The organism is Ralstonia sp. AU12-08, assembly GCF_000442475.1.
GTDB lineage: Bacteria > Pseudomonadota > Gammaproteobacteria > Burkholderiales > Burkholderiaceae > Ralstonia > Ralstonia insidiosa.
The window spans coordinates 65,452-90,736 of record NZ_ASZV01000029.1; the positions used below are offsets into that span (position 1 = coordinate 65,452).

Below are 25,285 nucleotides of genomic sequence, written 5' to 3' on the forward strand. Positions count from 1 at the left end.
CGCGGACTAGAGATTTGATGAGTGAACTATGTGTTCTTCCATAAGCCATGTCAAGAGGTTCTCTGTCACATCGATCCTAGAGGAATTCCCTAGGGAAGGTCTGCACAACTCGCAACCCGTGGTGCTTGGCGCCAACGTGAAGCGCTGAGACGATACGGGCCATGAAGTAGCACAGCCTGGGTTTGGGACAGACGACCAAGCGAACGCGGCGCCGGGAGTTCCTGGACGAGATGGAGAAGGTGGTGCCGTGGGCGGATCTGGTGGCCTTGGTGTCGCCGTTTCTGCCGGAGGGCAAGCGAGGCCGTCCGCCGTTCTCGCCGGAGACCATGCTGCGCATCCACTTCATGCAGCAGTGGTTCACTCTGAGCGATCCAGCGATGGAAGAGGCGCTGCACGACATGCCGGTGTTCCGCGAGTTTGCAGGGCTCGAAGGCTGGGACCAGCGGCTGCCCGACGAGAGCACGATCCTGCGGTTCAGGCATGTGCTGGAGAAGCACAAGCTGGCCGCGCAGATCCTGCAGACCGTCAACGACCTGCTGAGCGCCAAGGGCGTGATGCTCAAGGGTGGCTCGGTGGTGGATGCCACGCTGATCGCTGCGCCGAGTTCGACCAAGAACAGCAGCGGCGAGCGCGACCCGCAGATGAAGCAAAGCAGGAAGGGCCAGCAGTGGTACTTCGGCATGAAGTGCCACATCGGGGTGGACCTCGAATCGGGCCTGGTCCACACCGTGCGAGGCACCAGCGGCGCGGTCAATGACGTGACCGAGGCCAACAGCCTGGTGCGCCCGAGCGACCGCGAGGTCTACGCCGACGCCGGCTATCGGGGCGCCGACAAGAGACCGGACGCCAGGGCTGGTGTGAGTTGGAACATCGCCATGCGTCCGGGCAAGCGTCGCATGCTGGATCAGACCAAACCGATCGAGGCCCTCACCGAGCAGTTCGAGAAGGTCAAAGCAGGCATCCGGGCACGTGTCGAACACCCGTTCCGAGTGATCAAGCGCCAGTTCGGGCACATCAAGGTGCGCTACCGCGGGCTGGCCAAGAACACGGCGCAATTGCACACGCTGTTTGCGCTGGCCAATCTGTGGATGGCGCGGCGCAAGCTCGTCGGAGCGATGGCATGAGTGCGTCCGCCGCACGGCAAATTGCCCGGTTCGCAGGCCTGTTCGGGCCTGCGAGCAGAGAAACCGAAGCGAATCTGCCTTCAGCTGCATCACATTCCCATCGTCTCAGCGCACCACCACGCCGGGTTGCGAGTTGTGCAGACCTTCCCTAGCTTGGGATTGAATCGAATGGTTCGCCGACGGCGGGCCACATCGAGGGCGCGCGCACCGGCGTGGCGCACACACTGTCCACATGTGACTCGTGCCTGCAGATCGAATGCGAAGGGACTTCCCCAGTCCTGTGACGGTATCGAGGTACCAAGATTGACTCGCGGAAGTTCAATCTGATCGGAAAGGGGAAGTCCATGAGCGAGATTACACGAGGTGCGGCATGCGGTGTCATCGTGCGTGTGGGGGTGGATCTGGCCAAGCAGGTCTACCAGGTGCATGCGGTGGATCGCAGTGAGCGCGTGGTGTTGGCCCGGGCGATGTCACCGCAGAAGTTCCTGGCCTGGGCGGCCACGCTGCCTGCGGGCTGCATGGTGGCGATGGAGGCCTGCGGCGGCGCTCACCACCTGGGCCGAGCGCTTCGCCTGCTGGGCCTGGATCCGCGCCTCATGGCTGGCCACTTCGTCACGCCTTACCGGGTGCAGGGCCGCAGCGGGAAGAACGATGCCAACGACGCGGCCGCCATCTGCGAGGCCGCCGGCCGGCCCCGCACCCGCTTCGTGCCCATCAAGTCCGCCGCCCAACAGGGCGTGCTGAGCCTGCACCGCCTGCGCGAGGGCTACAAGGCCGATCGCACCGGCTGCATCAACCGCCTGCGCGGCCTGCTGGGCGAGTTCGGTCTGGTCTTCCCCCAAAGCCCCGAGAAGCTGCGCGCCAAGCTGGGCGAGACGCTGGAAGACGCCAGCAACGAGTTACCCGGTGACCTGCGCCTGGGTCTGCAGCAGCTGCACCTGCACTGGATCCACCTGGACCTGCAGATCCACTGGTGCGAGCAGCGCATTGCCCAGCACGCCCGCAGCAACGCGCAAGCCAGTGCGGCCATGCAACTGATGGGCGTGGGCTTCATCACCGCCTCTGCCGTGGCCGCCAGCGTGGGAGATTTGAAGCAGTTTGCCAATGCCCGCCAGTTCGCCGCCTGGCTTGGCCTAGTCCCCAGCCAGCATTCCAGCGGCGGCAAAGCCAGCCTGGGCGGCATCACCCAGCGCGGTGATGCCTACCTGCGCACCCTGCTCATCCAGGGCGCCAAGTCCGCCGTCATGACCGCCGAGAAACGGCAAGACCGCGTCAGCCAGTGGCTGGTGCAGCTCAAGCGCCGCGCTGGCTGGCAGAAGACGGTCGTGGCCCTGGCCAACAAGAACGCCCGCATCCTCTGGGCCGTGCTCACCCGGGGTCTGAGCTTCGATCCCAACCATGTGGCACCGCCTCCGGTCAGGCTGGCACCCGAATTGGCCGCCTGAAATCCAACCCATTCACCTCGTCCAGATTCCCCCGTCACCCTGACAGCACCGTTGCCAGAGATACATCACAGGTCAGACCGGCAGCAGGCCAGCTCGATAACTCGTCTGTGGCACCCGTCCACGCTGAACGAATGGAGCCCTGCTGAGCGGTTCGTATCTGGGGCCTCGGCCACACCGCCGACACAAGCCCGTCTGTAGATGTGCAGTCTGTCTCTTGTGGTGTCTTCAGCAGCACCTGTCAGGTCGACGATTCACCGGGAATCTCAAATACCGCTTGGGAAGGAGAAAACAGCCAGGGTCTGCTTGACCGAGGGGGAAGTCCCTGTAGACGTGGTAGGGCCGGGCGTGCGCTTCGAGAAGCAGATCGAGTTCGATGCTCGTTGATTCGGATCCGCGGTAACGCCGCTTGTCTTCGAGTATTCAAGCCCGTACCATTTTTTTGATCAGATTCAGTTTCCGATTGCGGCAATGCACCCTGTCGGACACCGGCCCAGCGCGCCGAGAGCCGCATCGCTCTCATCCGTACTTCTCTTCAACAGGAATCCAATCCATGACTGAATCCACCGCGGCCGCTTCTCGGCCCCAACCCCATGGCCTGCATGTGATCGGCATCGGTCGCACCGGCGCCGCTTACGTCGAAGCCCTGCTTCGCACCGGAGAGATCGAGGATGTGCTTGCGCATTCGGGCTCCAGCTTTGCGGCGCTGCTGCTGGACATCGGCGAGGACGACATGTTCGTGCCGAACGACTACGGCCGCTCGCTGACGAAGAGGCTGGCGAGCCGGGAGATCCCGCTCGACCGCTACCACTACGAGTCGGTGCTTCTGCAGACGCCAGGCGGCGAGGCCTTCGCCAAGCAGCTGGAGGCCGTGCGTGCCCCATTCAAGGCAGCCACCGGGCAGGACCTCATTCCCAAGTTGCCGAAGGGCGATGAGTTGCCCAAGGTCGGACAGCACACGCCGCGCGCGCTATCGAAGGCACTCGGCGCCATCGGCACTCACCTCGGCGACAAGCCCATCGCGTCTGCACTTCAACGCTTCGCCGACCAGGTCAGGAAGTCGGAGTTTCCTTCGACCGTGCTGGTCGTGTTCGGCTTGGCTGGCGGCACCGGGAGCGGCATGGCGGCCGACCTGGCTCGTGCCCTGAGGCTGCTGCTGCCGGCCAATGCTCAGGTGGCCGGCCTCGGGCAGTTGAGCCACAGCGGGGATGGAGATTACTTCAACAGCCTGGCGCAGACCACTGCACTCGAGGAGATCGACGCGTCCGCAGCCAAGGATGCATCGCCCCAGCCCTTCCCGGGCGGCTTCTTCGTCGTGACGACCGAACATAGCTGGCAAAGACTCACCGCCTACACGTCGACCGGGATCCGGGAGGTGCGGCAGCGGTTCAAGCAGATGGTCACGAACCGCTTCGTGGCCGATTCCTTCATGAGGTGGGCGATCGCGGACAGCGGAGCGCACCTGGCGAGGGCCCTGTCGCGCGCCCACGGCCGATGGATCCTGTTCGATGTGGCGAAGCTGACTCACCCCGGAGTGCAGGTGCTTCCGGGAGAGGCCGGATCGCGCTGGGACTCGGTCCTCCAGCAGTGGATCGGCTTCACGCCACAGTTCTCGGGCTTGAGCGATGGCTTCAAGACAGACTACGCGGAAATCCACGTTTACGCTCCCCGCGACACACGCATCGACATGATCGAAGAGGAGCTGAGGAGAGTCGTGTCCGCCGCCTACGTCAAGGGCAACCGGAACGCAGTCTCGACCTACCGCAGCGAGTTCTTCGACGCATTGACTGCGTATGGCAACGTGATCCTCCCCGGGGCAACCAAGGATGACCTGGTCGCCTATCGCGAAGCCAAGGCGGGTGCCACCAAGCTGAGTGCGACGGCCAGGGCGCTGGAAACCGCTTGATCTCGTAGCGCCTTGAAGTGGCCGGCCCGGCGGGCCGGCCAGCCGGTCAACGGTTGGAGTTCCAACCGAGCGCGGCCTCCACCCGTCGACCAATCGCCACCGCGAGTTCGGCCGCGGCTTGTTCTGCGATGCCGTACGGAGCGCAGAGCTCCAGCATCATCGCGATCAGCTCAGATTCCGGCAGCGGCAGGCGCCTTGCGGTCGCCGCCGCCTCCATGGCCAACGCACCGACTGCTTGTTTTTGCTGGGCCAGCACGTCGCGAATGTGTTGCACGATCTCCTCCGTATCCGGTCTCAGCAGTGCATCGCGCACCTCGGTGAAGCAGGCCGTCACCTTCGCGCGATCGGCCTGCTGCCCTTTCTGGATCGCGTCCAGGATCCAGAAGAGGTCGATCAGCGTGTCCTTCTTCAGTGGCGTCGTCATGCCGGACCCCTGAACGTCGCGCTTCGAGCACCGCCCGTCCCGTCTGCGAATCGAACCTGACGGTGGCTCAGCGATGGATCTTGGTCGGTTCCAGCCGCAACAGCAGTCGCTCGACCCGATGCCCCTTGACGACATGCTGCTCTAGGATCTCGGCAATGTCCTCCTGGGTTTCGTATCGGTACCACACCCCTTCAGGGTAGATGACCATCGTGGGCCCGTACTCGCAGGCGTTCAGGCACCCGGAGAGGTTGACCCGGATCCGCCGGTCATTCGCAGTCACCATCGCGCGCCGGCACATGTAGTTCGCCAGCTCCAGTGAACCCTTGCTGGCACAACAGCCCCGGCGGTGTGTGCCGGGACGTTCGTTCACACAGCAGAAAACATGCGCCTCGTACAACAAAGGCGGGTCTGCATCTTGATCGGATTTCATTTGACGCCGAGGGTTCATTGCACGAGTCGCACCACGACACGCGGAAGCACGCGGGGCAGACTCTCGATCCGGTCCAGCACGCGATAGTGGCCGCTGCCGAAGATCTTTCTCAAGTAGTCGTCTGCGGCAGGGTCCAGGGTCACGCAGAACACGTTGATGCCCCTGCGCCTGACCTCGAGGACGGCTCGCCGCGCGTCCTCCACGAGGTAACGCTTGTCATGGATGTCGATGTCGTGCGGCTCGCCATCCGTGATGAACAACAGCAAGCGCCGTGCCTGAGGCTGTTGTTCTAGGCGATGACCGGCGTGCCGAATGGCTGCGCCCATGCGTGTCGACCAACGACTACTGACTCCTGCAAGCCGGCCAAGTGCGTCTTGCCCGAGCAGTTCGCCGAACTCGACCGCACGCAGGTATTCCACCTCGTGGCGACCGTTGGAGCAGAACGTGTCAATGGCACATCGGTCGCCTGCGTCCGTAAGCGTCAGGACCGTCAGGAGCGCCGCGTTCCTGGCCAAGTTCAGAACCCGCTCACCGCTCGGTGAAAGGTCTGCGGTCGATGTGGAACTGTCGATCAACAGCAAAGCGGCGGCGCTTCGCTCACTCCTGGCCTGGCGTTGTTCGACCTTCTCGGAAGGTGTGTGGCGCAGGCGTCGATCGATCTGGGATCGCACAGCGGCATCCACGTCCAGATCGTCGCCTCGAAGCTGCGCGCGCAGGGTGAGGCGGTCGCGCATCCGGCCCGCTCGCAAGGCTCGTTTGAGCTGGTGCAGCAAGGGGCCGTGGCTCTCCACCAAGGCTCGCAATTCCGAGGGGTCACTTGGCTGTGACTGTATCTCCCTGACCGTGCACCACGCACTTCGGTAGTCGCCTACCAGCCGATCCCACTCGGCATACTGGAATCGTGCAAGCACCAGCGCAGGCGACATCTCCGCCGAAGGCACCGGCGATTTCGGCGTGGCGTCCGTTGGCAACTGCAGCGGATCCGTGGTGGAGACGATCTTCGCGGAAGCCTCCTGCTCGTCGAGCCACAGGTGTGCGTTGTCGTCACGATAGGATGGCTCGACGACGTACTCACGATAGTTGAACTGCAGGCGCATCTGACCGATGTCGTTTCCCAGTCTGGACGCCATGTCCCGCAGTGTCGCCGGCGCGAGGAGCTCTTGAGATGTGCCGGCAGCGCTGAACTCACGCCACAGGCGACGACCTTTCGTCACCCACGGATGCGGGTCCTCATAGGCAGGATCGAGTAGGCCTCGCGCCAGGCGCAACATCAACACCTGGAACGTTTGCCCATGCTCGACATTGGCGGCGTGATGCCGAAGCCACAGGCGACGTAGGCCAGGCATTTCCGCGACCGCGAGCGCTTCGACGCGCGCATCTTCGAGAAGCCCGACGAGTGCCATTTGCACGGGCTTGAGAGAGCCCCGCTCGAATCGGTGTCGGGAGTGACGAAGGTGGGCTGCGGCATGAGACGCCGCCGCGTCGTACCAGTCGCGGGCAGCCGGTCCTCGCAAAGCCCGGCTCGACTCCGGAAGATGCAAGCCAAGGTTCGACAAGAAGGGACGCCTTGTCGCGATGCCCTGCTCGACGGGGTGAATCGCGGGTGCCACGTCGTACAGCGCCCGCAGGAGATGCCGCAGGCGTGGCCGGCTGTTCACGAAATTGACGGCCGCTTCGTCGCCCGAGACGAGCGCTGCGGATTGCCGGGAACGAAGCTCGAAATGAGCCAGTTCGTCATCGTCGACCGAGAGTGAAGCCTGCTGGCCTCGGCGCAAGCCCAGCCTCGCCCACATCAGGAACTCCAACGGGGAGCCATGCCGAAGCACTTCCTCTGAGCTCTGAAGCAGCGCGCCGGTGCAATGCGGTGCGCTCTGATCCACTTCACACACCGCCGTCAGCCATGCGTCCAGGCCGCCGGGGCCCACCAAGCGGGGGGCGATCGTCGAGAGTTTGCGAACGACCTCCGTCATCAGCGCAGCATCGGCTCCACGAGCCTGAAGTTGCGACAGCCGGTGCGACAGGGTGTCGATGCCCCGCGGACCCAGCGCCGACTCAATCGCCGCACTGACACCGGCCAGATCGATGCGGACGCTGGGTGGCAGTGGGACATCATGAGACGTCACACGCGGCGAGAGAAGGCTCCGTGGATCGCTTGTCACACCGCACCGACTGGTTGATAGTGAACTCAGAAGGATGCTTCAACCGCCGCCTCTAGCGCACGCACCAGATCCGGATCGTCGCTCACTGGATGCACGACGGCCATGCGACACGCGGTCACCGCATCCACCCCCCTGGCCATGAGCGATCCCGCGTGCACCAGCATCCGGGTCGATGCACCTTCCTCCAGGCCGTGACCCTTCAGACGACGCGTGCGCTCACCCAGTGCAACGAGCCGGCTGGCCTCCTGCGGTGCAAGGCCGGACTCGTGCGCCACGATCTCGGCCTCCACGTCCGGCGCAGGAAAGCCGAACTCGATCGCGGCGAAGCGCTGCCTCGTCGAGGTCTTCAGATCCTTCATGGCGTGCTGGTAACCCGGGTTATAGGAGATCACCAGGTGGAAGTCGCCGTGCGCACGCACCACCTCGTTCAGCTTCTCGATGGGCAGCATGCGCCGAGCGTCGGTCAGCGGGTGAATCACCACGGTTGTGTCCGCCCTCGCCTCGACGATCTCGTCGAGGTAGCAGATGGCTCCGTGGCGCGCCGCAAGCGTCAACGGACCGTCCTGCCAGCGCGTACCTTCCGCGTCGAGCAACCACCGACCCACCAGGTCACTTGCCGTGATGTCTTCGTTGCAAGCAAGGGTGATCAATGGCTTGCCAAGACGCCACGCCATGTGTTCGACGAAGCGACTCTTTCCGCATCCGGTCGGCCCCTTCAGCATCAGAGGCAATCGCAATTCGTTCGCCATTTCGAAGAGCTGGCGCTCCTTCCCGATGCTCCGGTAGTAGGGTTCCTCGACGATGCGATAGTCGACAAGTGGATCAGGAGATCCACCTGCCGAACGCGCATGGACAGCGCTCTCAATCATCTCCAGCTCGACCTACCGGTGGACGGCATCCTTCTCGTTGGGAATGCCTTCGATCGGCGCTTCGGCCGTGCCCACGGTGGAGCGGGTAAAGGCCTCGACCTGCTGACGGGTGCCGTCAGGATCGTTGATCCACTTCGAGTAGAAGTCGTAGGGGCAGGCCGCGACGCCCTTGTCGCCCTCGCGCGAGTTGATCAGGCCGGTGTATCCCCGGTGGACCAGTTTGAACAGGTGGTTCTCGCTTTGTCCGTTCTTTCGGAAGTCGCGGATGAGATGCTTCGACAGGGCAGCGTACTGAACGCCCATGTCTTCCTCGCCGCACTCGCCTAGCGTCCGGCCATCGAAGCCGATGATCGCGCTGTGCCCGAAGTACGAATAGACGCCATCGAAGCCGCTCGCATTGGCGACCGCCACGTAGCAGTTGTTCGCCCAAGCCATGGCCTTGGCCATCAACACCTGCTGGTCCTTCGCCGGGTACATATAGCCTTGGCAGCGCACGATCAATTCGGCGCCGCGCATGGCGCAGTCCCGCCAGATTTCGGGATAGTTGCCGTCGTCGCAAATGATCAGGCTGATCTTGAGGCCCTTCGGACCTTCGCTCACATACGTGCAGTTGCCCGGGTACCAACCCTCGATGGGCACCCACGGCATGATCTTGCGGTACTTCTGGACGATCTCCCCCTGATCGTTCATCAAGATGAGCGTGTTGTAGGGTGCCTTGTTGGGGTGTTCCTCGTGCCGCTCCCCGGTCAGCGAGAACACGCCCCAGACCTTAGCCTTCCGGCAGGCCTGCGCAAAGATCTCCGTTTCTTCGCCCGGCACCGTTGCGGCGGTCTCGTACATCTCCTTCGAGTCGTACATGATCCCGTGGGTGCTGTACTCCGGGAAGATGACCAGGTCCATGCCCGGCAGACCGACCTTCATGCCTTCGACCATCTTCGCGATGTTCCGCGCGTTCTGGAGGACCTCGGCCTTGGTGTGCAAGCGGGGCATCTTGTAGTTGACAACGGCCACGCCGACTGTGTCATTGCTGCTTGAGATATCTCCGTGGAGCATTCGCTTCTCCTAGTCAGGATTTGAGGAAGCGACCGCCGCCCTTGGCGGCGGTCGCAGGAGATGCAGTCGGAAACCCTCGGCCCAGCCCCTCTGGTACCCGACTGCAAACCAAGTTGCGCCGTGGCGGTCGCGATGCGGTCCGCAAGTCGAACACCACGGTGCGCGAGACCAAGAGCAGCACGCTCGCCCAATTTCGAAGCAGAGCGCAGTGATCCATGCCGCACAGCGCACGTTCATGACCGCTCCGGGCGGACGCAGCTCTATTTGGCGGACGCCGCTCCGCCACTACGAGATAACTCATGGGCTCCCGTGAAAAACAAATGAACTGATCCGCGCCCTCGAGTCGTTCGAGGTATGGGCGAGTTTCACCGTGGCGATACAAACTGCACGCCGAAAATGAAAACGCCCGATCGGAACTATTCCGGTCGGGCGTTGTTGCCGCGCTGCAAGCTGACGCTGTTGTCAACTGCAACCAATTTGAATTGGCATCAGCTTATGAGCAAGCGCATGGTGCTGTCAAGAGGCGTGCACTAAACGAGCCCGTCCACCATAATGAATCGGCCCCTGCGTTGTTGCGCAGCTCTCAACACATCATTCGACAGCCTTGGCCAATCAAGACCCCATCAAGGTCGGTGTGCTTTTCTCGAACACCGGCACCACGTCAGCCGTTGAGCGATCTCAGCTCGCGGGCACGTTGTTCGCGATCGAGGAGATCAACGCGGCCGGAGGCATCGATGGGCGGGAGATCCAGCCTGTCCACCGCGACCCGCACTGCAATCCCCGCGAGTTCAGGATCCTCGCGGAAGAGCTGGTTCAGCAGGAGAAGGTCAACGTGATCTTCGGGTGCTACATGTCGAGCACGCGCAAGGCGGTGATACCGGTCGTCGAGAAGTGGCAGCGGCTACTGATGTACCCCACCCTGTATGAGGGTTTCGAGTTCTCGCGCAACGTCATCTACACGGGCGCGGCGCCGAATCAGAACAGCTCGCTGCTGGCGGCGTACATGACCCGTCACTTCGGGGCGCGCGTGTACCTGGTAGGAAGCGACTACATCTATCCTTACGAGTCCAACCGCATCATGAGCGACTTCATCCTTGAGCGGCCCGGTGGGAGCAAGCTGGCGGAACGGTACGTGGGGCTCAATGCATCGGCGCAGGAGTTCCGGAAGATCGCAGAGGACATTCGCGACAAGCAGCCGGACTTCGTGTTCTCGACCGTCGTCGGTTCCGGCACTCAACTGCTCTATCGCGCGTATGCTGAGGCAGGCATCGACCCTTCCTCGTGTCCGATCGCGAGCCTCACCACTTCGGAAGCCGAGGTTGCAGAAATGGGCGCCGAATTGGCGGCGGGCCACATCACCGCGGCACCCTACTTCCAGAGCCTCGACAGCCCCGTCAATCGCGATGTGCTGATGCGCTTTCGCGACCGCTTCGGCTACGAAACGCCGCCGAACATGTGCTGGGAGGCCGCGTACTTCCAGGTCTTCCTGTTCGCCCGCGCGATGGCCCAGTCCGGATCGGACGAAATCGACCAGTTGCTCCCCCATCTGCTCGGGAGCGAGTTCGAGGCCCCCCAGGGCAAGGTCCGCGTTGACGAAAGCAACCATCACACCCGGCTGTACCCTAGGATCGGGCGCGTCGATTCGCGGGGGCAGTTCGAGATCATCGCGGAGTCCACCAGGGGAGTCGACGCCGATCCGTACCTGGTCCACCACGAAGTGGACGATTCAAGCGACTACGGGTCCCTGTTGGGAGAGATCATTGGCTAACGACGCACAAGAACGCGTCGCCGGACGGGTCCAGAGATCGACCTCGTCCCTGCTACGCAATCTGCGCACGCTCCGTACGATGGTCTTCCACCCGAAAGACACTGACGGTGAGGTACTGACAGAGCAACTCAAGCGCATCGGCTGCCAGGTCATCCTGATGTGGCCCCCGTTGCCCGAGATCCCTGACACGGTGGACGTCGTCTTCTGTGCGGTGCGCCCTGATCACGCGGCGAACCAGTGCGGATGGATGGGGCCCGATCCGGATGTACCGATCATCGCGTTGGTCAACTACGAGAACCCCACCGTGCTCGACGCGGCGTTGCAGATGGGGGCGCTGACAGTGTTGGCGGCGCCTGTCAGATCGTCGGGCATCCTCTCGTCGCTCGCCGTAGCCAAGCATTTGTACGAAGAACGTCGAGAGATGCGGCGCCGCATCGACCGTCTGCAGCAGAAGCTCCAGTCCGCGAATGACGTCAGCCAAGCCAAGGCGATCCTCGTACGGACGCGAAACGTCTCAGACGAAGAGGCCTATCGCATCATCCGCGAGCAAGCGATGAGCAAACGGGTGGCAACCGAGGACATCGCGAGATCCATTATCCAAGCCGACGGCGTGCTGTCGTACGTGCGCAAGTAGCAGGGCCGCTCATTAATTTGGCTCGACAACTGGGTGTCTGCCACGGCGCCCTGGGTCGTGGTGGAATCGGCCAGCGGTATCGCCGAATGCAGCCACTGGCCAAACCCTGAAGGCGTAGGGGAGCCCAGGCCCGATGCTCCTGTGAACCGCCCCGGGTTTTGCGGAGGCTCCAACCCTTGAGAAGATGGAACCATGAAGAAGTCGAGCAAGTTCTCACCTGAGGTCCGCGAGCGGGTGGTGCGGATGGTTCAGGAGCACCGCGGGGAGCACCCGTCGATGTGGGCGGCGATCGAGTCGATCTGGGCTGCTGCCGGTTCCGTGGACACCGACCAAAGCTTTTCCAGTCGCTTCAAACTGTGCCGGGCTGAGGTAGCCCAGCGTCGAGTGTCGCCGCGTCGGGTTGTAGAAGCGCTCGATGTAGTCGAACACGTCTGACCTGGCCTCTTCGCGCGTACGGTAGACCTTGCGGGCCACGCGCTCGGTCTTCATCGAACTGAAGAAGCTCTCCATCGCCGAGTTGTCCCAGACTTCTCCGGCGCGGCTCATGCTGCAGGTAATGCCCTGTTCCTTGAGCAAGTCCTGGAAGTGCCCGCTGGTGTACTGGCTGCCTTGATCCGAGTGGTGCATCAAGGCCGAACGCGAAGACGTGGCGCGGCGTCATTTGCAGGAGCTGGACGACAGCGCCGCCGAACTCCAAGCGTTGAACAGCCAGATCGACCGCCTGCAGACCGCAGGCTTGCAGCTGGTACGGAACCGAGCGGCGCTTGCGTTGAGCAACTACCGATCCGCCAAGGGGGACCTGAGCGCTGTGCTCAGTGCACGCGCCCAGGTACTGGAGACGCGCATGCGTCTGATCGACCTCGGAGCGCAGCGCGACAGCCTCGTCGCCCGACTGAACAGCCTGATCGCGGACTGAGTGGAGACCCTCGCCATGAACACCTCTTCGAGAAACATCCTTGCCGGCTTGACGCTGATTGCTGCCGGTATTGCCGTTGGATGGAGCGTCGCCCAATGGCGCGCCGGCCACCTCAGCGGCTCCCCCGCTGCCACCATTGCAAGTGCTCCGACCGAGCGCAAGGTGCTGTATTGGTACGACCCGATGGTGCCGGCCCAGAAGTTCGACAAGCCCGGCAAATCGCCCTACATGGACATGGCGTTGATGCCGAAGTACGCAGATGAAGACACTCAGGACAGCACGGGCCTGAGCGTGTCGGCGCAAGCGGTGCAAGCCCTGGGCCTGCGTACAACCGAAGTCGTGCAAGGCAAGATCGGCGCAGATGTGAACGTCGTGGGCACCGTGCTGCTCAACGACCGCGACGTCAGCATCGTGCAGGCGCGGACCGCTGGCTTCGTCGAGCGTGTCTACGCACGGGCTGCGGGCGACGTGATCGCAGCAGGGGCACCGCTGCCTGACCTATTGCTGCCGGAGTGGATCGCCGCACAGCGCGAGTTTCTCTCGGTTCGCGCGATGGGCGACGCACCGTTGACCGCAGCTGCCCGCCAACGGCTGCTGCTGCTCGGCATGCCGCAAGCCCTGATCGCCCAGGTGGAGCGCACAGGCGAGCCCAAGGGGCTGTACACGGTCACAACACCTCAAGGCGGCTTGGTGGCCGAACTGATGGTGCGTCAGGGCATGACGGTTTCCGCCGGGGAAAGCCTGGCCCGGGTGAATGGCTTGGCCACGGTGTGGATCGAAGCGGCTGTCCCCGAAGCACAAAGCGGGCCATTGCAGGTCGGCCAAACGGCGCAGGTCCGGCTGGCGGCGTTTCCCGGTGAAGTGCTCCAGGCGCGCATCGTGAGCATCCTGCCCGAAGCCAACCGCGACACCCGTACGGTGCGAGTGCGGCTTGAAATGGCCAATCCCGGCCAGCGCCTGAAGGCCGGCATGTCCGGCCAGATCGCGCTCAAAGGCAACGAACAGCCCGCGCTGCTTGTTCCCAGCGAGGCGGTCATCCGCACCGGCAAGCGCGCACTGGCCTATGTGGTCGATGGACCCGGCAAGTTCCATCCCGTGGAGGTCCAGGTGGGCGCGGAGGTAGGCGATCAACTGGTGGTCAACGGCGGGCTCGCGGCGGGACAGCAGGTGGTGGCCTCGGCGCAGTTCCTGATCGATTCGGAAGCCAGCCTGCGGGGCGTGCTGCCTGCAGGTGCCGCGGCGTCCGCGCCTGCATCGCCGCACAACGGGCACGGCACCTCGTCGCCACCGGCCGCGGCCACCAACGCTTTCGTGGTGCGCGGCGTGATCGAGGAGATGTCGCCCACCGAGCTGACGCTGGCGCACGAGGCCGTGCCAGCCCTCCAATGGCCGGCCATGACCATGGGCTTCAAGCTGAGCAGCCCGCAGCTCGCCGCGGGTCTTTCGGTTCGGCAGCAGGTGCGATTCACCTTCTCCAAGCAAGGTGAGGACTACGTGATCACCGCCATCGAAAAGGTGCAGCCATGATCGCCAAACTGATTCGATGGTCGGTGGCCAATCGCTTCCTGGTGCTGCTGGCCACCGCCATGCTCACGGCATGGGGCGTGTGGGGCGTTCGCAGCACGCCCGTGGATGCGCTGCCGGACTTGTCAGACGTGCAGGTCATCATTCGCACCAACTACCCAGGACAGGCGCCGCAGATCGTCGAGAACCAGGTCACCTACCCGTTGGCCACCACCATGCTGTCGGTGCCAGGGGCCAAGACCGTGCGCGGCTTCTCGTTCTTTGGCGACTCGTTCGTCTATGTCTTGTTCGAGGACGGAACCGACCTGTACTGGGCCCGCTCACGGGTACTGGAATACCTGAACCAGGTCCAGGGCCGATTGCCCGCCACGGCGAAGCCGGCCCTGGGTCCGGACGCCACAGGCGTCGGCTGGATCTTCCAGTACGCGCTCGTGGATCGCACGGGCAAGAACGATCTGGCGCAACTGCGTGCGTTGCAGGACTGGTTCCTGAAGTTCGAACTCAAGAGCCTGCCCAACGTGGCCGAAGTGGCATCGGTGGGGGGCATGGTCAAGCAGTACCAGGTCGTGCTCGACCCGATCAAGTTGGCGTCCTATGGCCTCAGTCAGGCTCAAGTCCGCGATGCCCTGATGGGGGCCAACCAGGAGACCGGCGGCTCCGTCCTGGAATTGTCAGGCGCGGAGTACATGGTCCGCGCGAGCGGATACCTCAAGACCCTGGACGAGTTCCGGGAGATCCCCTTGACGGCACGCGGCGGTGTGCCGGTGCGGCTGGGGGATGTGGCGACGCTCCAGATAGGCCCGGAGATGCGGCGTGGCATTGCCGAACTCGACGGAGAAGGCGAGGTCGCCGGCGGCGTGGTGGTGCTGCGCTCCGGCAAGAATGCCCAGGAGACGATCGCTGCCGTCAAGGCCAAGCTCGCGGAGCTGCAGGGCAGCCTGCCGCCGGGCGTCGAGATCGTCACCAGCTACGACCGCAGCGCGCTGATCGAGCGGGCCATTCGCAATCTCACGACCAAGCTGGGCGAAGAGTTTCTGGTGGTGGCGCTGGTCTGCGCACTGTTCCTTTGGCATCTTCGTTCTGCGCTGGTGGCCATCATCTCGCTACCTCTGGGCGTGATGACGGCGTTCCTGGTCATGCGCTACCAGGGCATCAACGCCAACATCATGTCGCTGGGGGGGATTGCCATCGCCGTGGGGGCGATGGTGGATGCAGCGGTGGTGATGATCGAGAACGCCCACAAGAAGCTGGAGGCTTGGCAGCACGCGCACCCGGATCAACGACTGCAGGGCAAGGAACGGTGGGACGTGATCACACAGGCCGCAGAGGAAGTCGGTCCTGCGCTCTTCTTCTCGCTGCTCATCATCACGCTCTCGTTCATCCCGGTCTTCACCCTAGAAGCGCAGGAAGGCCGGCTGTTCGGCCCGCTGGCGTTCACCAAGACCTACGCGATGGCCGCGGCCGCAGGGCTGTCAGTGACGCTGATTCCCGTACTCATGGGCTACTGGATTCGCGGGCGTATCCCGGATGAGCAGAAGAACCCCATCACCCGCATCCTGATTGCAGCCTACCGGCCAGCACTGGAGTGGGTACTGCGCCGGCCTAAGGCGACGCTGCTGATCGCCGTGCTGGCCTTGGCGACCACGGCCTGGCCCTTGGCGCGGCTCGGCGGTGAGTTTCTGCCGAGGTTGGACGAAGGGGACCTGCTCTACATGCCCTCGGCCCTGCCGGGACTCTCGGCGCAGCGCGCCACGGAGTTGCTGCAGCTGAGCAACCGCATGATCAAGACCGTACCTGAAGTGGACAAGGTGTTCGGCAAGGCAGGACGGGCCGAAACTGCGACCGATCCGGCGCCCCTTGAGATGTTCGAGACCACGGTGAAGCTCAAGCCCAGGGAACAATGGCGTCCAGGCATGACGCCCGAGAAGCTCGTGGAAGAGCTGGATCGTGCCGTGAAGATCCCGGGCCTGTCCAATATCTGGATTCCCCCTATCCGCAATCGCATCGACATGCTGGCTACCGGCATCAAGAGCCCGATCGGGGTGAAGGTGACCGGCAACGACCTGGGCGTGATCGATCGCATCGCTGCAGAGGTCGAGCAGGTCGCCAAGGGCATTCCCGGCGTGACGTCATCCCTCGCGGAGCGCTTGACGGGCGGGCGCTACGTGGATGTTCAGATCGACCGCGTAGCCGCCGGTCGCTACGGCCTGAACATCGCCGATGTCCAGGCCGTCATCGCCGGCGCGGTGGGTGGCGAAAACGTCTCGGAAACGGTCGAGGGGCTTGCCCGCTTTCCGATCAATCTGCGCTACGCGCGAGAATGGCGTGATTCACCACAACGGCTGGCAGAACTACCCATCTTCACGCCGATGGGTCAGCAGATCACGTTGGGGACCGTGGCACGCATCGCGATCACCGATGGGCCGCCCATGCTCAAGAGCGAGAACGCACGGCCCTCCGGTTGGGTCTATGTCGATGTGCGCGGCCGTGATCTAGCCTCGGTGGCCAACGAACTGCGCGATGCCATCGGGCAGCAGGTCAAGCTGGAGCCGGGTGTGAGCATCACCTACTCCGGGCAGTTCGAATACATGGAGCGGGCCAATGCACGCCTGAAGGTTGTGGTGCCTGCCACCCTGTTGATCATCTTCGTTCTGTTGTACCTGACCTTCGCGCGTGTGGACGAAGCGGGCTTGATCATGGCGACCTTGCCCTTCGCGCTCACGGGGGGCATCTGGTTCCTGTACCTGCTGAACTACAACCTGTCCATCGCCACCGGCGTGGGATTCATCGCGCTGGCAGGTGTGGCGGCGGAGTTCGGCGTGGTGATGCTCATCTATCTGAAGCAGGCCTTGGCGGAACGTTGCCCCGATGGACGCGACCCGACGCGAGAAGAACTGCTCGATGCGATCCGGGAGGGTGCCGTGCTGCGCGTGCGGCCCAAGGCGATGACCGTCGCCGTCATCCTGGCGGGCCTGGTACCCATTGTCTGGAGCAGCGGTACGGGCTCGGAGGTCATGAGCCGCATCGCAGCCCCGATGCTTGGAGGGATGGTGACCGCTCCGTTGCTGTCGCTCTTCGTGATTCCGGCTGCCTACATGCTGATGCGTAAGCCGCGCTAACGTTGCAACGCGGCAGGGTCTCATAACCAAGGCCCTGCCGTTTCCGGTGCGGCCTATCGGCACCCGAGCGAATAACCATTCGACACATGCGCTTTAGCCGGCGTAAGAACTGGCCGAAGGCGCGGAGGCACGACTAACCGCTTGGCAGTGACGAGCCATATCAGGGAACAAAACCTGACCCCGGCCGTTCAGACAGAATCGTCAGCATTTCTATGACAGCCCGAACCTTGGGCTGCAGGTAACGCGATTGCGGCCACACTGCATGGATAGGCATCTCACCACCTGCCCAGTCCGGCAGCAAGGGGATCAAGCGCCCCTGCCGTATATCTTCGGCCACCAGCCATGTCGGCATCTGCATGATGCCGCAGCCGGCCAGACCCGCCGCCAACATTGCTTCACCATCACTGAATTCATGGCGCGGATAGATTTCCTGCCGACGTACGCGCTGGTCCGATACGCGGAGCAACCAAGTGGGTCTCTGCCGTCCCCGAGGACCAGTGATGCAGTCCCGATGCCTTACCCCATTACTTCTCGGTAATTACTGCGGCGCGCTCACTAATACGACCACTACATTCTGGGACGACGTAGGGGCTGACTCAGTCCGGTTGTAGGCGCTCAGAAGGCTATGGCCTTCAGGATGGCCGCACGCCTCATCGCGCCGCGCCGTATGCGCTGCGGACTGCAAAGGCCCGCATCCTGTAGCTCACTTCCGACGGCCAAAGCATCCATCTTTGGCCGTCGGCCAGCGTCAGGCACTTTCGAGCATTGCCGCATCATTTAGCAACCGTTGAATGCGCTGGCGAATCTCCTCTGGAATACCTTGCGCAGACGAATCAGGTCCGGGCCTGTTTGGCTGCTGCTGGGTGCCCGCGATGACCCGCACGACCATGCCCAAATTTCCGGGTGTCACGATGTCGATGGCCGCGCGATCACCCAGATCCGGGTGTACGCGGGTCAGCATCCGGTACAAGTCCCACGAATCCGCGTGCGGACACTGGTTCATGAGCACCTGGGCCAGTTTGTGCTTGAGCGGCACCAGTTGCCAGTCGGGCACACGTTGCCCGCGATTGCCCAAGCTGATGGACAGCAGTTTGCCCGCCTTCAGCTCGCGGTTTATCTGGTCCTTGGACTTTCCGGCCAGCTTACCGAACAGCGGAACCGGCAAACTGCTCGGCGATTCGTAGATGGCGAGCATTTCCTCGCGCTCGCGCTGGATGGCGGATACTTCCGGCGCCGGCGCCGGCGCACGCGTCGGGGGCGGTGGCACCTGCGACAGCCGCTGGAAGGTGATTCCCGCGTCGTTTGGCGTCACGACAATGGGGGTGACCACCACGGGCGGAGCCGAAGCCGCAGAAGTGCCTGCAACGATGGCGTCGGGGTTGTCCTCCCCTGCGATGGCTGGCACGCCCTCGATATGGATGGTGAGGTGGGCGCTGGCCGCTTCGACCTGGCCCTGTTCGAGTAAGTCGAGGCGATCCGCCCAGTCCTGCATCATCCGACGGCGCGGCTCAACATACTTGGCGTGGTTGTAGGCCGAACTCACCTTGTTCGGGTCCGAGTGCGAAAGCTGCGCGTCCACCCAAATCTTGGGATAGCCGATCTCGTTGAGCGCCGTCGAGATGGTTCCGCGGATGCCGTGCCCGGTCAGTTGATCCTCGTAGCCCATTCGTTTCAAGGCCGCGTTGAGGGTGTTCTCGCTGATGCGCTTCTTGAGTTCGCTGCGGTGCGTGAGCAGATGGACCTGGGCCGGCTTCATCACACCCAACAGGTAGCGCACGATCTCGATGGCCTGCACGGACAACGGCACGATGTAGGGCGGAACGTCCTGCGGGCGCTTGCCGGCCTTGCGCATCTCGTCCTGGAGTTGTTTGACAATCTGCGGCGGGATGATCCACAGGCCACGGTCGAGATCGAACTGGTCCGGGGTCGCCAGCCGCAGCTCGCCGGTACGCACGCCGGTCAGGAACAGCAGCCGGATGCCGAGTTGGGTCTGCCAACCACGAGGGTTGTAGAGCCTGAGCTTGTGCAGGAACTCGGGAAGCTCCCGAAGATGCAGGTAGGGGTTGTGGTTCACCGGGGGCTTGGGCTCGGCCACCACGTCCAGGTCGGAGGCCGGATTGGCTTCCAGCCCCTCCACGATGACGAGGGCATAGCGGAACAACTGCCCCAGCCAGGTGCGGACCTTCTCGGCAGTGGTGAACGCCTTGCGCTCCTCGATCCTCGCCAGGACGCCCAGGAGTTGGGGCCGGCGAATGTCGTAGATCGACATCTGCTTGAGGCTGGGCAGCACGTCCTTGTTGAAGATCCGCAGGATCTGCGACAGCGTGCTGTTCCTGCCCTCCTTGATTTCCTTGCGGCGATGCTCGACCCACGCATCGAAGACGGCCTTGAAGGTGTAGTCGGCCGCAAGCTTGACCGCGTGTCGCTTCTGTTTGCGATCGGTATGGGGGTTGATGCCCTTTGCCAGAAGCGCCCGGGCTTCGTCGCGCAAGGTGCGCGCTTCGCGCAAACCGATCTCGGGGTAGTTCCCCAGGGAGATGCGCTTTTGCTTGCCGAGCCAGTAATAGCGCAAATGCCACGACTTGCCGCCGGTGGGGGCGACCACCAGGCCGAGGCCATCGGTGTCGGGGATGCTGTACGTTTTCTCGGCGGCCTTGGCTTGCCGCACGGTCAGATCAGAGAGTGTCATCATCAAGCTCCTAAGTCTTGGACTTAGGCCCGATGCTGCTTGTCATCCCGATCCAACCCCAGCAACAACCCGGAACCGGCACCACCCGCATTCTTTGGCCTTGTTTTTGGCCTCAAAAACGCTGGCTGTCAGTGGATTTCCGTGGCTTTCGCTGGAATGAAAAAAGGAGCCGAAGCTCCTCTTTTCAACGACTTACAGACGTCAGTGGAAGTCCGTAGATCATAACTTGGAGCGGGAAACGAGGCTCGAACTCGCGACCTCAACCTTGGCAAGGTTGCGCTCTACCAACTGAGCTATTCCCGCGTAACCGGTTATGCCGCCGTGCCATCACATCAACACGGCCACATATTTCAAACTGGAGCGGGAAACGAGGCTCGAACTCGCGACCTCAACCTTGGCAAGGTTGCGCTCTACCAACTGAGCTATTCCCGCATTTTGGCTACCAGCACTGCCGTACAACTTTTGTGCTGCCAGACCCTGATTTACATCAGCTCGTCACATCGCTGCAACGAGAAAGAGATTATGGCAAAAAAGAATCGCGCTCGTCAACACTTTTGCGCAAGAGTTTTTGCAGGCTCATTTTGCGCGCTCGCGGATCTGCGGCCAGGCGAGCTTCATGTAGTACGCCATCGACCACAGCGTGAGCACTGCCGCCACGTAGATCAGCCAGGTTCCCCACACGTGCGCGTCGATCACGTCGAGCAGCTTGCCCTCGAACAACAGCAGCGGAATCGCGATCATCTGGAAGGTCGTCTTCAGCTTGCCGAGCATATTGACGGCGACGCTCTTTGACGCGCCGATCTGCGCCATCCACTCGCGCAGCGCCGAGATGGTGATCTCGCGGCCGATGATGATCAACGCGACGATGTCCGAGACACGGCCCAACGCCAGCAGTACCAGCAGCGCAGCGGCCACCATCAGCTTGTCGGCCACCGGATCGAGAAAGGCGCCGAACGATGAAGTCTGGTTCCAGCGGCGCGCGAGAAAGCCATCGAACCAATCGGTCAATGCCGCGACGATAAAGAACACCGCGGCCGTCAGGTTCTTGGCGGGCAGCGCCATCCAAGTGTCCGGCAGGTAGAACACGCCCACCACCAGCGGGATCATGGCCACACGCAGCCAGGTCAGGAGGATCGGGAAATTGAAAGGCATGGCAAGTCGAGAAAACAACTACTGCGCCGGGTCATGCGCCGGCGCGGCAAGATGGGGCATTGTCGCCGATCAATGCAGCTGGCGGTAGATTTCTTCGGCCAGGGTCTGGGAGATGCCCTCCACCGTGGCCAGCTCATCCACGCTGGCAGACATCACGCCGCGCAGGCCGCCGAAGCGCGCCAGCAGCCGCTGCCGGCGCTTGGCGCCGATGCCTTCGATCTCTTCCAGCCGCGAGGTATTGCGTGTCTTGGCCCGTTTGGCACGCATGCCGGTGATGGCAAAACGGTGCGCTTCGTCACGAATCTGCGCGACCAGCATCAGCGCGGCGCTGCCCTGCCCCAGCTCCAATGAAGACCGGCCGTCAGCAAAGACCAGCGTTTCCAGGCCAACCTTGCGGCCCTCGCCCTTGGCCACGCCGACCAGCAAGCCGATGTCGAGCCCCAGCTCTTCAAACACCTGCCGCGCAACTTCCACCTGCCCCTTGCCGCCGTCGATCAGCACGATGGTCGGCATGTTGGGTGTGTCTTCGCCCGCCTGCTCGACGATCTTCTGGTAGCGGCGGGTGAGCACCTGGCGCATGGCAGCGTAGTCGTCGCCGGGGGTGATGTCCTGGATGTTGTAGCGGCGGTACTCGCCGTTCTGCATGGCGTGGCTGTGGAACACCACGCACGAGGCCTGTGTGGCCTCGCCGGCAGTGTGGCTGATATCGAAGCACTCGACGCGCAGCGCAGCAAGGTCTTCGAGATCGATGCCGATGGTCTCGGCCAGTGCGCGCGTGCGGGCTTGCTGACTGCCCTGCTCGGAGAGACGACGCATCAGTGAAAGCTCGGCGCCCTTCTCGGCCATCTCCAGCCACGCGCGACGCCCGCCCTGCGGCTGGCGCACGACCGACACACGGCGCCCAGCCTGCTCAGCCAGTGCGTCGATCAGCTCCGTTGCGTGGATCGGGTGGCTGACCACCAGCACCGGCGGCACGAACTGGTCCAGGTAGTGCTGCGCGACGAACGCCTCGAGGATGTCGCTGGCCACGCGCTCCGGATCGCGCGCCGCATCGGTTGCAGCAGCAACCTCAGCTTCCACGTCTTCACCGACGATGGCGGCGCCATCCTCCACGTGAGTCGGAAAGTAGGCCTTATCGCCCAGATGCCGGCCGCCGCGCACCATCGCCAGGTTCACGCAGGCGTGACCACCCTTGATGGCTACGGCCAGGATGTCGATGTCGCTGGCCTGCCCCACCTCTTCCACCGATTGCTGCGTGAGCACGGTCGACAGCGCGCCGATCTGGTCGCGCACGACGGCGGCCTGCTCGAACTGAAGCGCTTCTGAATAGCGCTGCATCTTGTCCTGCAGCGTCTGCATGACTTCGTCCTGACGGCCTTGCAGGAATCCGGCCGCGTTGGCGACGTCGCGGGCGTAGTCCTCGGGGCTGATCGCCTGCACGCATGGGCCGCTGCAACGATGGATCTGGTGCAGCAGGCACGGGCGCGTGCGGTTGTTGAAGACGGTGTCCTCGCACGTGCGCAGCTGAAACACCTTCTGCAGGATCTGCATGCTTTCACGCACCGCATGCGCACTCGGGAACGGGCCAAAGTACTGGTGCTTGCGATCCGTCGCGCCGCGGTAGTACGCCATGCGCGGATACGCATGCTGCGTGAGCTTGAGGTACGGATACGACTTGTCGTCGCGAAACAGGATGTTGTAGCGCGGCGCCAGCGCTTTGATGAGGTTGTTCTCGAGCAGCAGCGCCTCGGCCTCACTGCGCACGACGGTGGTGTCGATGCGCGCGATCTTCGCCACCATCATCGCAATACGCGGCGAGAGCAGCGTCTTGTTGAAGTAGCTGGAGACACGCTTCTTCAGGTCACGCGCCTTGCCGACGTAAAGCACGTTGCCCTGCGCATCAAAGTAGCGATAGACGCCGGGCAGGTTCGGCAGGCGCGCGATGGTCGCTTTCGCGTCGAAATCAGGCACATTCGCGGCTGCGCTGGGTTCAACGCTCTCGGGCGTCTCAGGAAGATCGGGGGGCGTGGGGTCGGACGGCATGGCGTTCGCAGGCTCAGAGGGCGTCAGTGTAGAACAAGCCGCCGACTACAATGTCGGCCTTCTCCGGCCTTCTCCGCTTCACCCCATGCGCACCATCACCTCCTGGGATCTCTTCTGCTGCGTCGTCGACAACTACGGCGACATCGGCGTGTGCTGGCGCCTGGCCCGGCAGCTCGCACAGGAGCACGGCCACACCGTCAGGCTGTGGGTCGACGATCTGCGCTCGTTCGAGAAACTCTGCCCCGCTGTTGATGTGGCTGCCGAGGCGCAGCGCGTCTCGGGTGTCGATATCCGCCACTGGGGCGACGATGCCCAGGTCGCCGCGCTACTCGCCGCGGATGCGCACCCTGCGCCGCATGACGTGGTTATTGGGGCCTTTGCGTGTGCCGTCCCAGAACCCATTCTGCAGGGCATGGCCGAGCAGGCAGCCCAGGGCACGGCGCCTGTCTGGATCAACCTGGAATATCTCAGTGCAGAAAACTGGGTGGCCGAATTCCACGCGCTGCCATCGCCACATCCAAGCGGGCAGACCAGACACTTCTTCTTTCCGGGCTTTGCACGCAACACAGGCGGCGTGCTGCGCGAATCGCACCTCGGCGCGCAGCGCACGACATTCAACGCCAGCCCGGCAGCACATCAGGCGTTGTGGCATCGCCTTGGGGTGGACGACCTGATGCGCGACAACCCCAACGCGCTGCGCGTGAGCCTATTTGCGTACGCCAACCCGGCCCTGCCGACGCTGGTTGCCCAATGGGAGGCATCCCCGGAGCCGTTGATCTGCCTGGTGCCCGAGGGCTTGGCCGCTACGCAAATCGCCGAGTTGCTCGGTAACACCGGTGCCGCCAAAACAGGCGCGCGCTGGACACGCGGCCAACTGACCGTCGCCGTGGTGCCATTTGTGCCGCAAGAACACTACGACCCCCTGCTGTGGGCGTGCGACATCAACTTTGTGCGCGGCGAGGATTCCTTCGTACGCGCCCAATGGGCGCTGCAGCCCTTTGTCTGGCACATCTACCCGCAAAGCGACGACGTGCACCTCACCAAGCTGGACGCCTTTCTGGCTCGCTACACACCAGCGCTGGCGGAAACCGACGCCAACACCCTCATCGCCTTCTGGCACGCATGGAATGGTGCGCCCGCGTCACTCAATTGGGCCGAGTTTGCCGCCATTGCCCCCCGCCTGCGCGTACGGGCCATCACCTGGGAGCAAAGCTTGATGCAACTGGGTGATCTCGCCGCGAATTTGGTGGCATTTTGCGAAAAACAGGTAAAATAGCGGGCTGATTTGTATGCGGCCCCGGCTCTGACCTGGTTCGCGCGACCTGAGGGTATCGCGCGGTGCTTCGTTGCTTGGCGCGCATCGAACCCTCTTACTCTCAGGAACTGTGAAATGGCTTTGAAAATCGCGCAAGAACTCCGCACCGGCAACGTGTTTATGTGGGGCCCTCCCGGCAAGAGCCAAGAGGCGCTGGTTGTGCTCAAGACCGAGTACAGCCGCTCTGGCCGTCAAGGCGCTGTCGTCAAAATGAAGTACAAGAACCTGCTGAACGGCGCTGGTGGTGAGTGGGTATTCAGCGCTGACGACAAGCTGGATCAAGTCATCCTGGACAAGAAGGAAGCCGAGTACTCCTACTTCGATGGCACGAACTACGTGTTCATGAACATGGCGACCGGAGAGCAGTACGAGCTCAGCGCCGAAAACATGGGCAGCGCGCTGAACTATCTGCAAGACGGCATGCAAGTGGAAGTGACGCTGTACAACGATGCCCCCCTCTCGGTGGAACTGCCGACCACGGTTGTCCGCGAAATCGTCTACACGGAACCGGCTGTCAAGGGCGACACGTCGTCGGGCAAGGTGCTGAAGGCTGCTCGCATCAACGACAACGAAGAATTCACGATCATGGTCCCGCTGTTCTGCAACATCGGCGAGAAGATCGAAATCGACACGCGTACGGACGAGTACAAGAGCCGCGCCAAGTAAGCTGGCGCCGCACCCACAAAAAAGGCAGCTTCGCGCTGCCTTTTTTGTTGCC

Annotated in this window: 18 protein-coding genes, 2 tRNA genes and 2 pseudogenes; 10 read left to right on the plus strand and 12 right to left on the minus strand. The window is 63.2% G+C overall.

What is annotated here, in order from left to right; translation table 11 throughout:
- Nucleotides 1-176: 176 nt before the first annotated feature.
- The 3 genes from C404_RS45025 to C404_RS45035 all read left to right on the plus strand — a co-directional run bounded on the left by C404_RS45025 (nucleotide 177) and on the right by C404_RS45035 (nucleotide 4,472).
- Nucleotides 177-1,124, plus strand: a complete 948-nt coding sequence (locus C404_RS45025; protein WP_197495043.1) for an IS5 family transposase — start codon at nucleotides 177-179, stop codon at nucleotides 1,122-1,124.
- A 344-nt stretch (nucleotides 1,125-1,468) separates the two neighbouring features.
- Nucleotides 1,469-2,569 carry an IS110 family transposase gene (locus tag C404_RS45030; RefSeq protein WP_021195341.1) on the plus strand — a complete coding sequence of 367 codons (1,101 nt, stop codon included), beginning with the start codon at nucleotides 1,469-1,471 and terminating at the stop codon, nucleotides 2,567-2,569.
- 550 nt (nucleotides 2,570-3,119) lie between these two features.
- Nucleotides 3,120-4,472, plus strand: coding sequence for a tubulin-like doman-containing protein (locus C404_RS45035; RefSeq protein WP_021195342.1), 1,353 nt, complete (start codon nucleotides 3,120-3,122; stop codon nucleotides 4,470-4,472).
- A gap of 46 nt (nucleotides 4,473-4,518) precedes the next feature.
- On the opposite strand, the gene C404_RS45040 is transcribed toward C404_RS45035, so the two are convergent.
- From C404_RS45040 to C404_RS45055, 5 genes are all read right to left on the minus strand, one after another.
- On the minus strand, nucleotides 4,519-4,896 hold the full coding sequence (locus tag C404_RS45040) for a hypothetical protein (protein ID WP_021195343.1): 378 nt from the start codon (nucleotides 4,894-4,896) through the stop codon (nucleotides 4,519-4,521).
- A 67-nt stretch (nucleotides 4,897-4,963) separates the two neighbouring features.
- Nucleotides 4,964-5,326, minus strand: coding sequence for a (2Fe-2S) ferredoxin domain-containing protein (locus C404_RS0130065; RefSeq protein WP_052027476.1), 363 nt, complete (start codon nucleotides 5,324-5,326; stop codon nucleotides 4,964-4,966).
- 14 nt (nucleotides 5,327-5,340) lie between these two features.
- The gene (locus tag C404_RS45045; RefSeq protein ID WP_152524450.1) at nucleotides 5,341-7,449 is read right to left on the minus strand and encodes a nitric oxide reductase activation protein NorD; all 2,109 of its coding nucleotides are present in this window, start codon (nucleotides 7,447-7,449) and stop codon (nucleotides 5,341-5,343) included.
- A 62-nt stretch (nucleotides 7,450-7,511) separates the two neighbouring features.
- The gene (locus C404_RS45050; protein WP_021195346.1) at nucleotides 7,512-8,354 is read right to left on the minus strand and encodes a CbbQ/NirQ/NorQ/GpvN family protein; all 843 of its coding nucleotides are present in this window, start codon (nucleotides 8,352-8,354) and stop codon (nucleotides 7,512-7,514) included.
- A 12-nt stretch (nucleotides 8,355-8,366) separates the two neighbouring features.
- The gene (locus tag C404_RS45055; protein WP_021195347.1) at nucleotides 8,367-9,407 is read right to left on the minus strand and encodes an aliphatic amidase; all 1,041 of its coding nucleotides are present in this window, start codon (nucleotides 9,405-9,407) and stop codon (nucleotides 8,367-8,369) included.
- A 604-nt stretch (nucleotides 9,408-10,011) separates the two neighbouring features.
- Between C404_RS45055 and C404_RS45060 the strand changes: the two genes are divergently transcribed.
- Both C404_RS45060 and C404_RS45065 read left to right on the plus strand, forming a co-directional pair.
- Nucleotides 10,012-11,175: a transporter substrate-binding domain-containing protein gene (locus tag C404_RS45060; protein ID WP_021195348.1), complete on the plus strand. Its 1,164-nt coding sequence runs from the start codon at nucleotides 10,012-10,014 to the stop codon at nucleotides 11,173-11,175.
- Complete coding sequence (locus C404_RS45065) at nucleotides 11,168-11,809, plus strand: ANTAR domain-containing response regulator (protein WP_021195349.1); 642 nt, start codon at nucleotides 11,168-11,170, stop codon at nucleotides 11,807-11,809. The genes C404_RS45060 and C404_RS45065 overlap by 8 nt, the downstream gene beginning before the upstream one ends.
- Nucleotides 11,810-12,157: 348 nt before the next feature.
- Here the strand turns inward: C404_RS45065 and C404_RS0130070 are convergent.
- A pseudogene (locus C404_RS0130070) lies at nucleotides 12,158-12,442 on the minus strand (IS3 family transposase); the annotation flags it as partial.
- A gap of 13 nt (nucleotides 12,443-12,455) precedes the next feature.
- On the opposite strand from C404_RS0130070, the gene C404_RS45070 reads away from it, so the two are divergent.
- From C404_RS45070 to C404_RS45080, 3 genes are read left to right on the plus strand one after another with little or no spacing between them, the layout of a single operon-like run.
- Nucleotides 12,456-12,725, plus strand: a complete 270-nt coding sequence (locus C404_RS45070) for a hypothetical protein (RefSeq protein WP_284732940.1) — start codon at nucleotides 12,456-12,458, stop codon at nucleotides 12,723-12,725.
- A gap of 15 nt (nucleotides 12,726-12,740) precedes the next feature.
- Nucleotides 12,741-14,252 (plus strand): efflux RND transporter periplasmic adaptor subunit, encoded by a 1,512-nt coding sequence (locus C404_RS45075; RefSeq protein WP_013391832.1) that lies wholly within the window; start codon nucleotides 12,741-12,743, stop codon nucleotides 14,250-14,252.
- Nucleotides 14,249-17,368, plus strand: a complete 3,120-nt coding sequence (locus C404_RS45080) for an efflux RND transporter permease subunit (protein ID WP_016445091.1) — start codon at nucleotides 14,249-14,251, stop codon at nucleotides 17,366-17,368. Before C404_RS45075 ends, C404_RS45080 begins: the two co-directional genes overlap by 4 nt.
- Before the next feature lie 160 nt (nucleotides 17,369-17,528).
- Here the strand turns inward: C404_RS45080 and C404_RS45085 are convergent.
- The 6 genes and pseudogenes from C404_RS45085 to uvrC all read right to left on the minus strand — a co-directional run.
- A pseudogene (locus tag C404_RS45085) lies at nucleotides 17,529-17,873 on the minus strand (LysR substrate-binding domain-containing protein); the annotation flags it as partial.
- Between the two features lie 243 nt (nucleotides 17,874-18,116).
- Nucleotides 18,117-20,057, minus strand: coding sequence for a tyrosine-type recombinase/integrase (locus C404_RS45090; protein WP_016445090.1), 1,941 nt, complete (start codon nucleotides 20,055-20,057; stop codon nucleotides 18,117-18,119).
- A gap of 227 nt (nucleotides 20,058-20,284) precedes the next feature.
- Nucleotides 20,285-20,360, minus strand: a tRNA-Gly gene (locus tag C404_RS45095).
- Nucleotides 20,361-20,413: 53 nt separating this feature from the next.
- A tRNA-Gly gene (locus C404_RS45100) sits at nucleotides 20,414-20,489 on the minus strand.
- Nucleotides 20,490-20,633: 144 nt separating this feature from the next.
- Entirely contained in the window at nucleotides 20,634-21,209 is a 576-nt protein-coding gene (gene pgsA / locus C404_RS45105; RefSeq protein ID WP_021195352.1) for a CDP-diacylglycerol--glycerol-3-phosphate 3-phosphatidyltransferase, read from the minus strand.
- A 69-nt stretch (nucleotides 21,210-21,278) separates the two neighbouring features.
- A complete protein-coding gene (uvrC, locus tag C404_RS45110; protein WP_021195353.1) occupies nucleotides 21,279-23,252 on the minus strand; it encodes an excinuclease ABC subunit UvrC in 1,974 nt (657 codons plus the stop codon).
- Between the two features lie 85 nt (nucleotides 23,253-23,337).
- On the opposite strand from uvrC, the gene earP reads away from it, so the two are divergent.
- Together earP and efp are read left to right on the plus strand one after the other, a co-directional pair.
- Entirely contained in the window at nucleotides 23,338-24,528 is a 1,191-nt protein-coding gene (gene earP, locus C404_RS45115) for an elongation factor P maturation arginine rhamnosyltransferase EarP (protein WP_021195354.1), read from the plus strand.
- Nucleotides 24,529-24,648: 120 nt separating this feature from the next.
- Nucleotides 24,649-25,233: an elongation factor P gene (gene efp, locus C404_RS45120; RefSeq protein WP_031329506.1), complete on the plus strand. Its 585-nt coding sequence runs from the start codon at nucleotides 24,649-24,651 to the stop codon at nucleotides 25,231-25,233.
- Nucleotides 25,234-25,285: the final 52 nt, after the last annotated feature.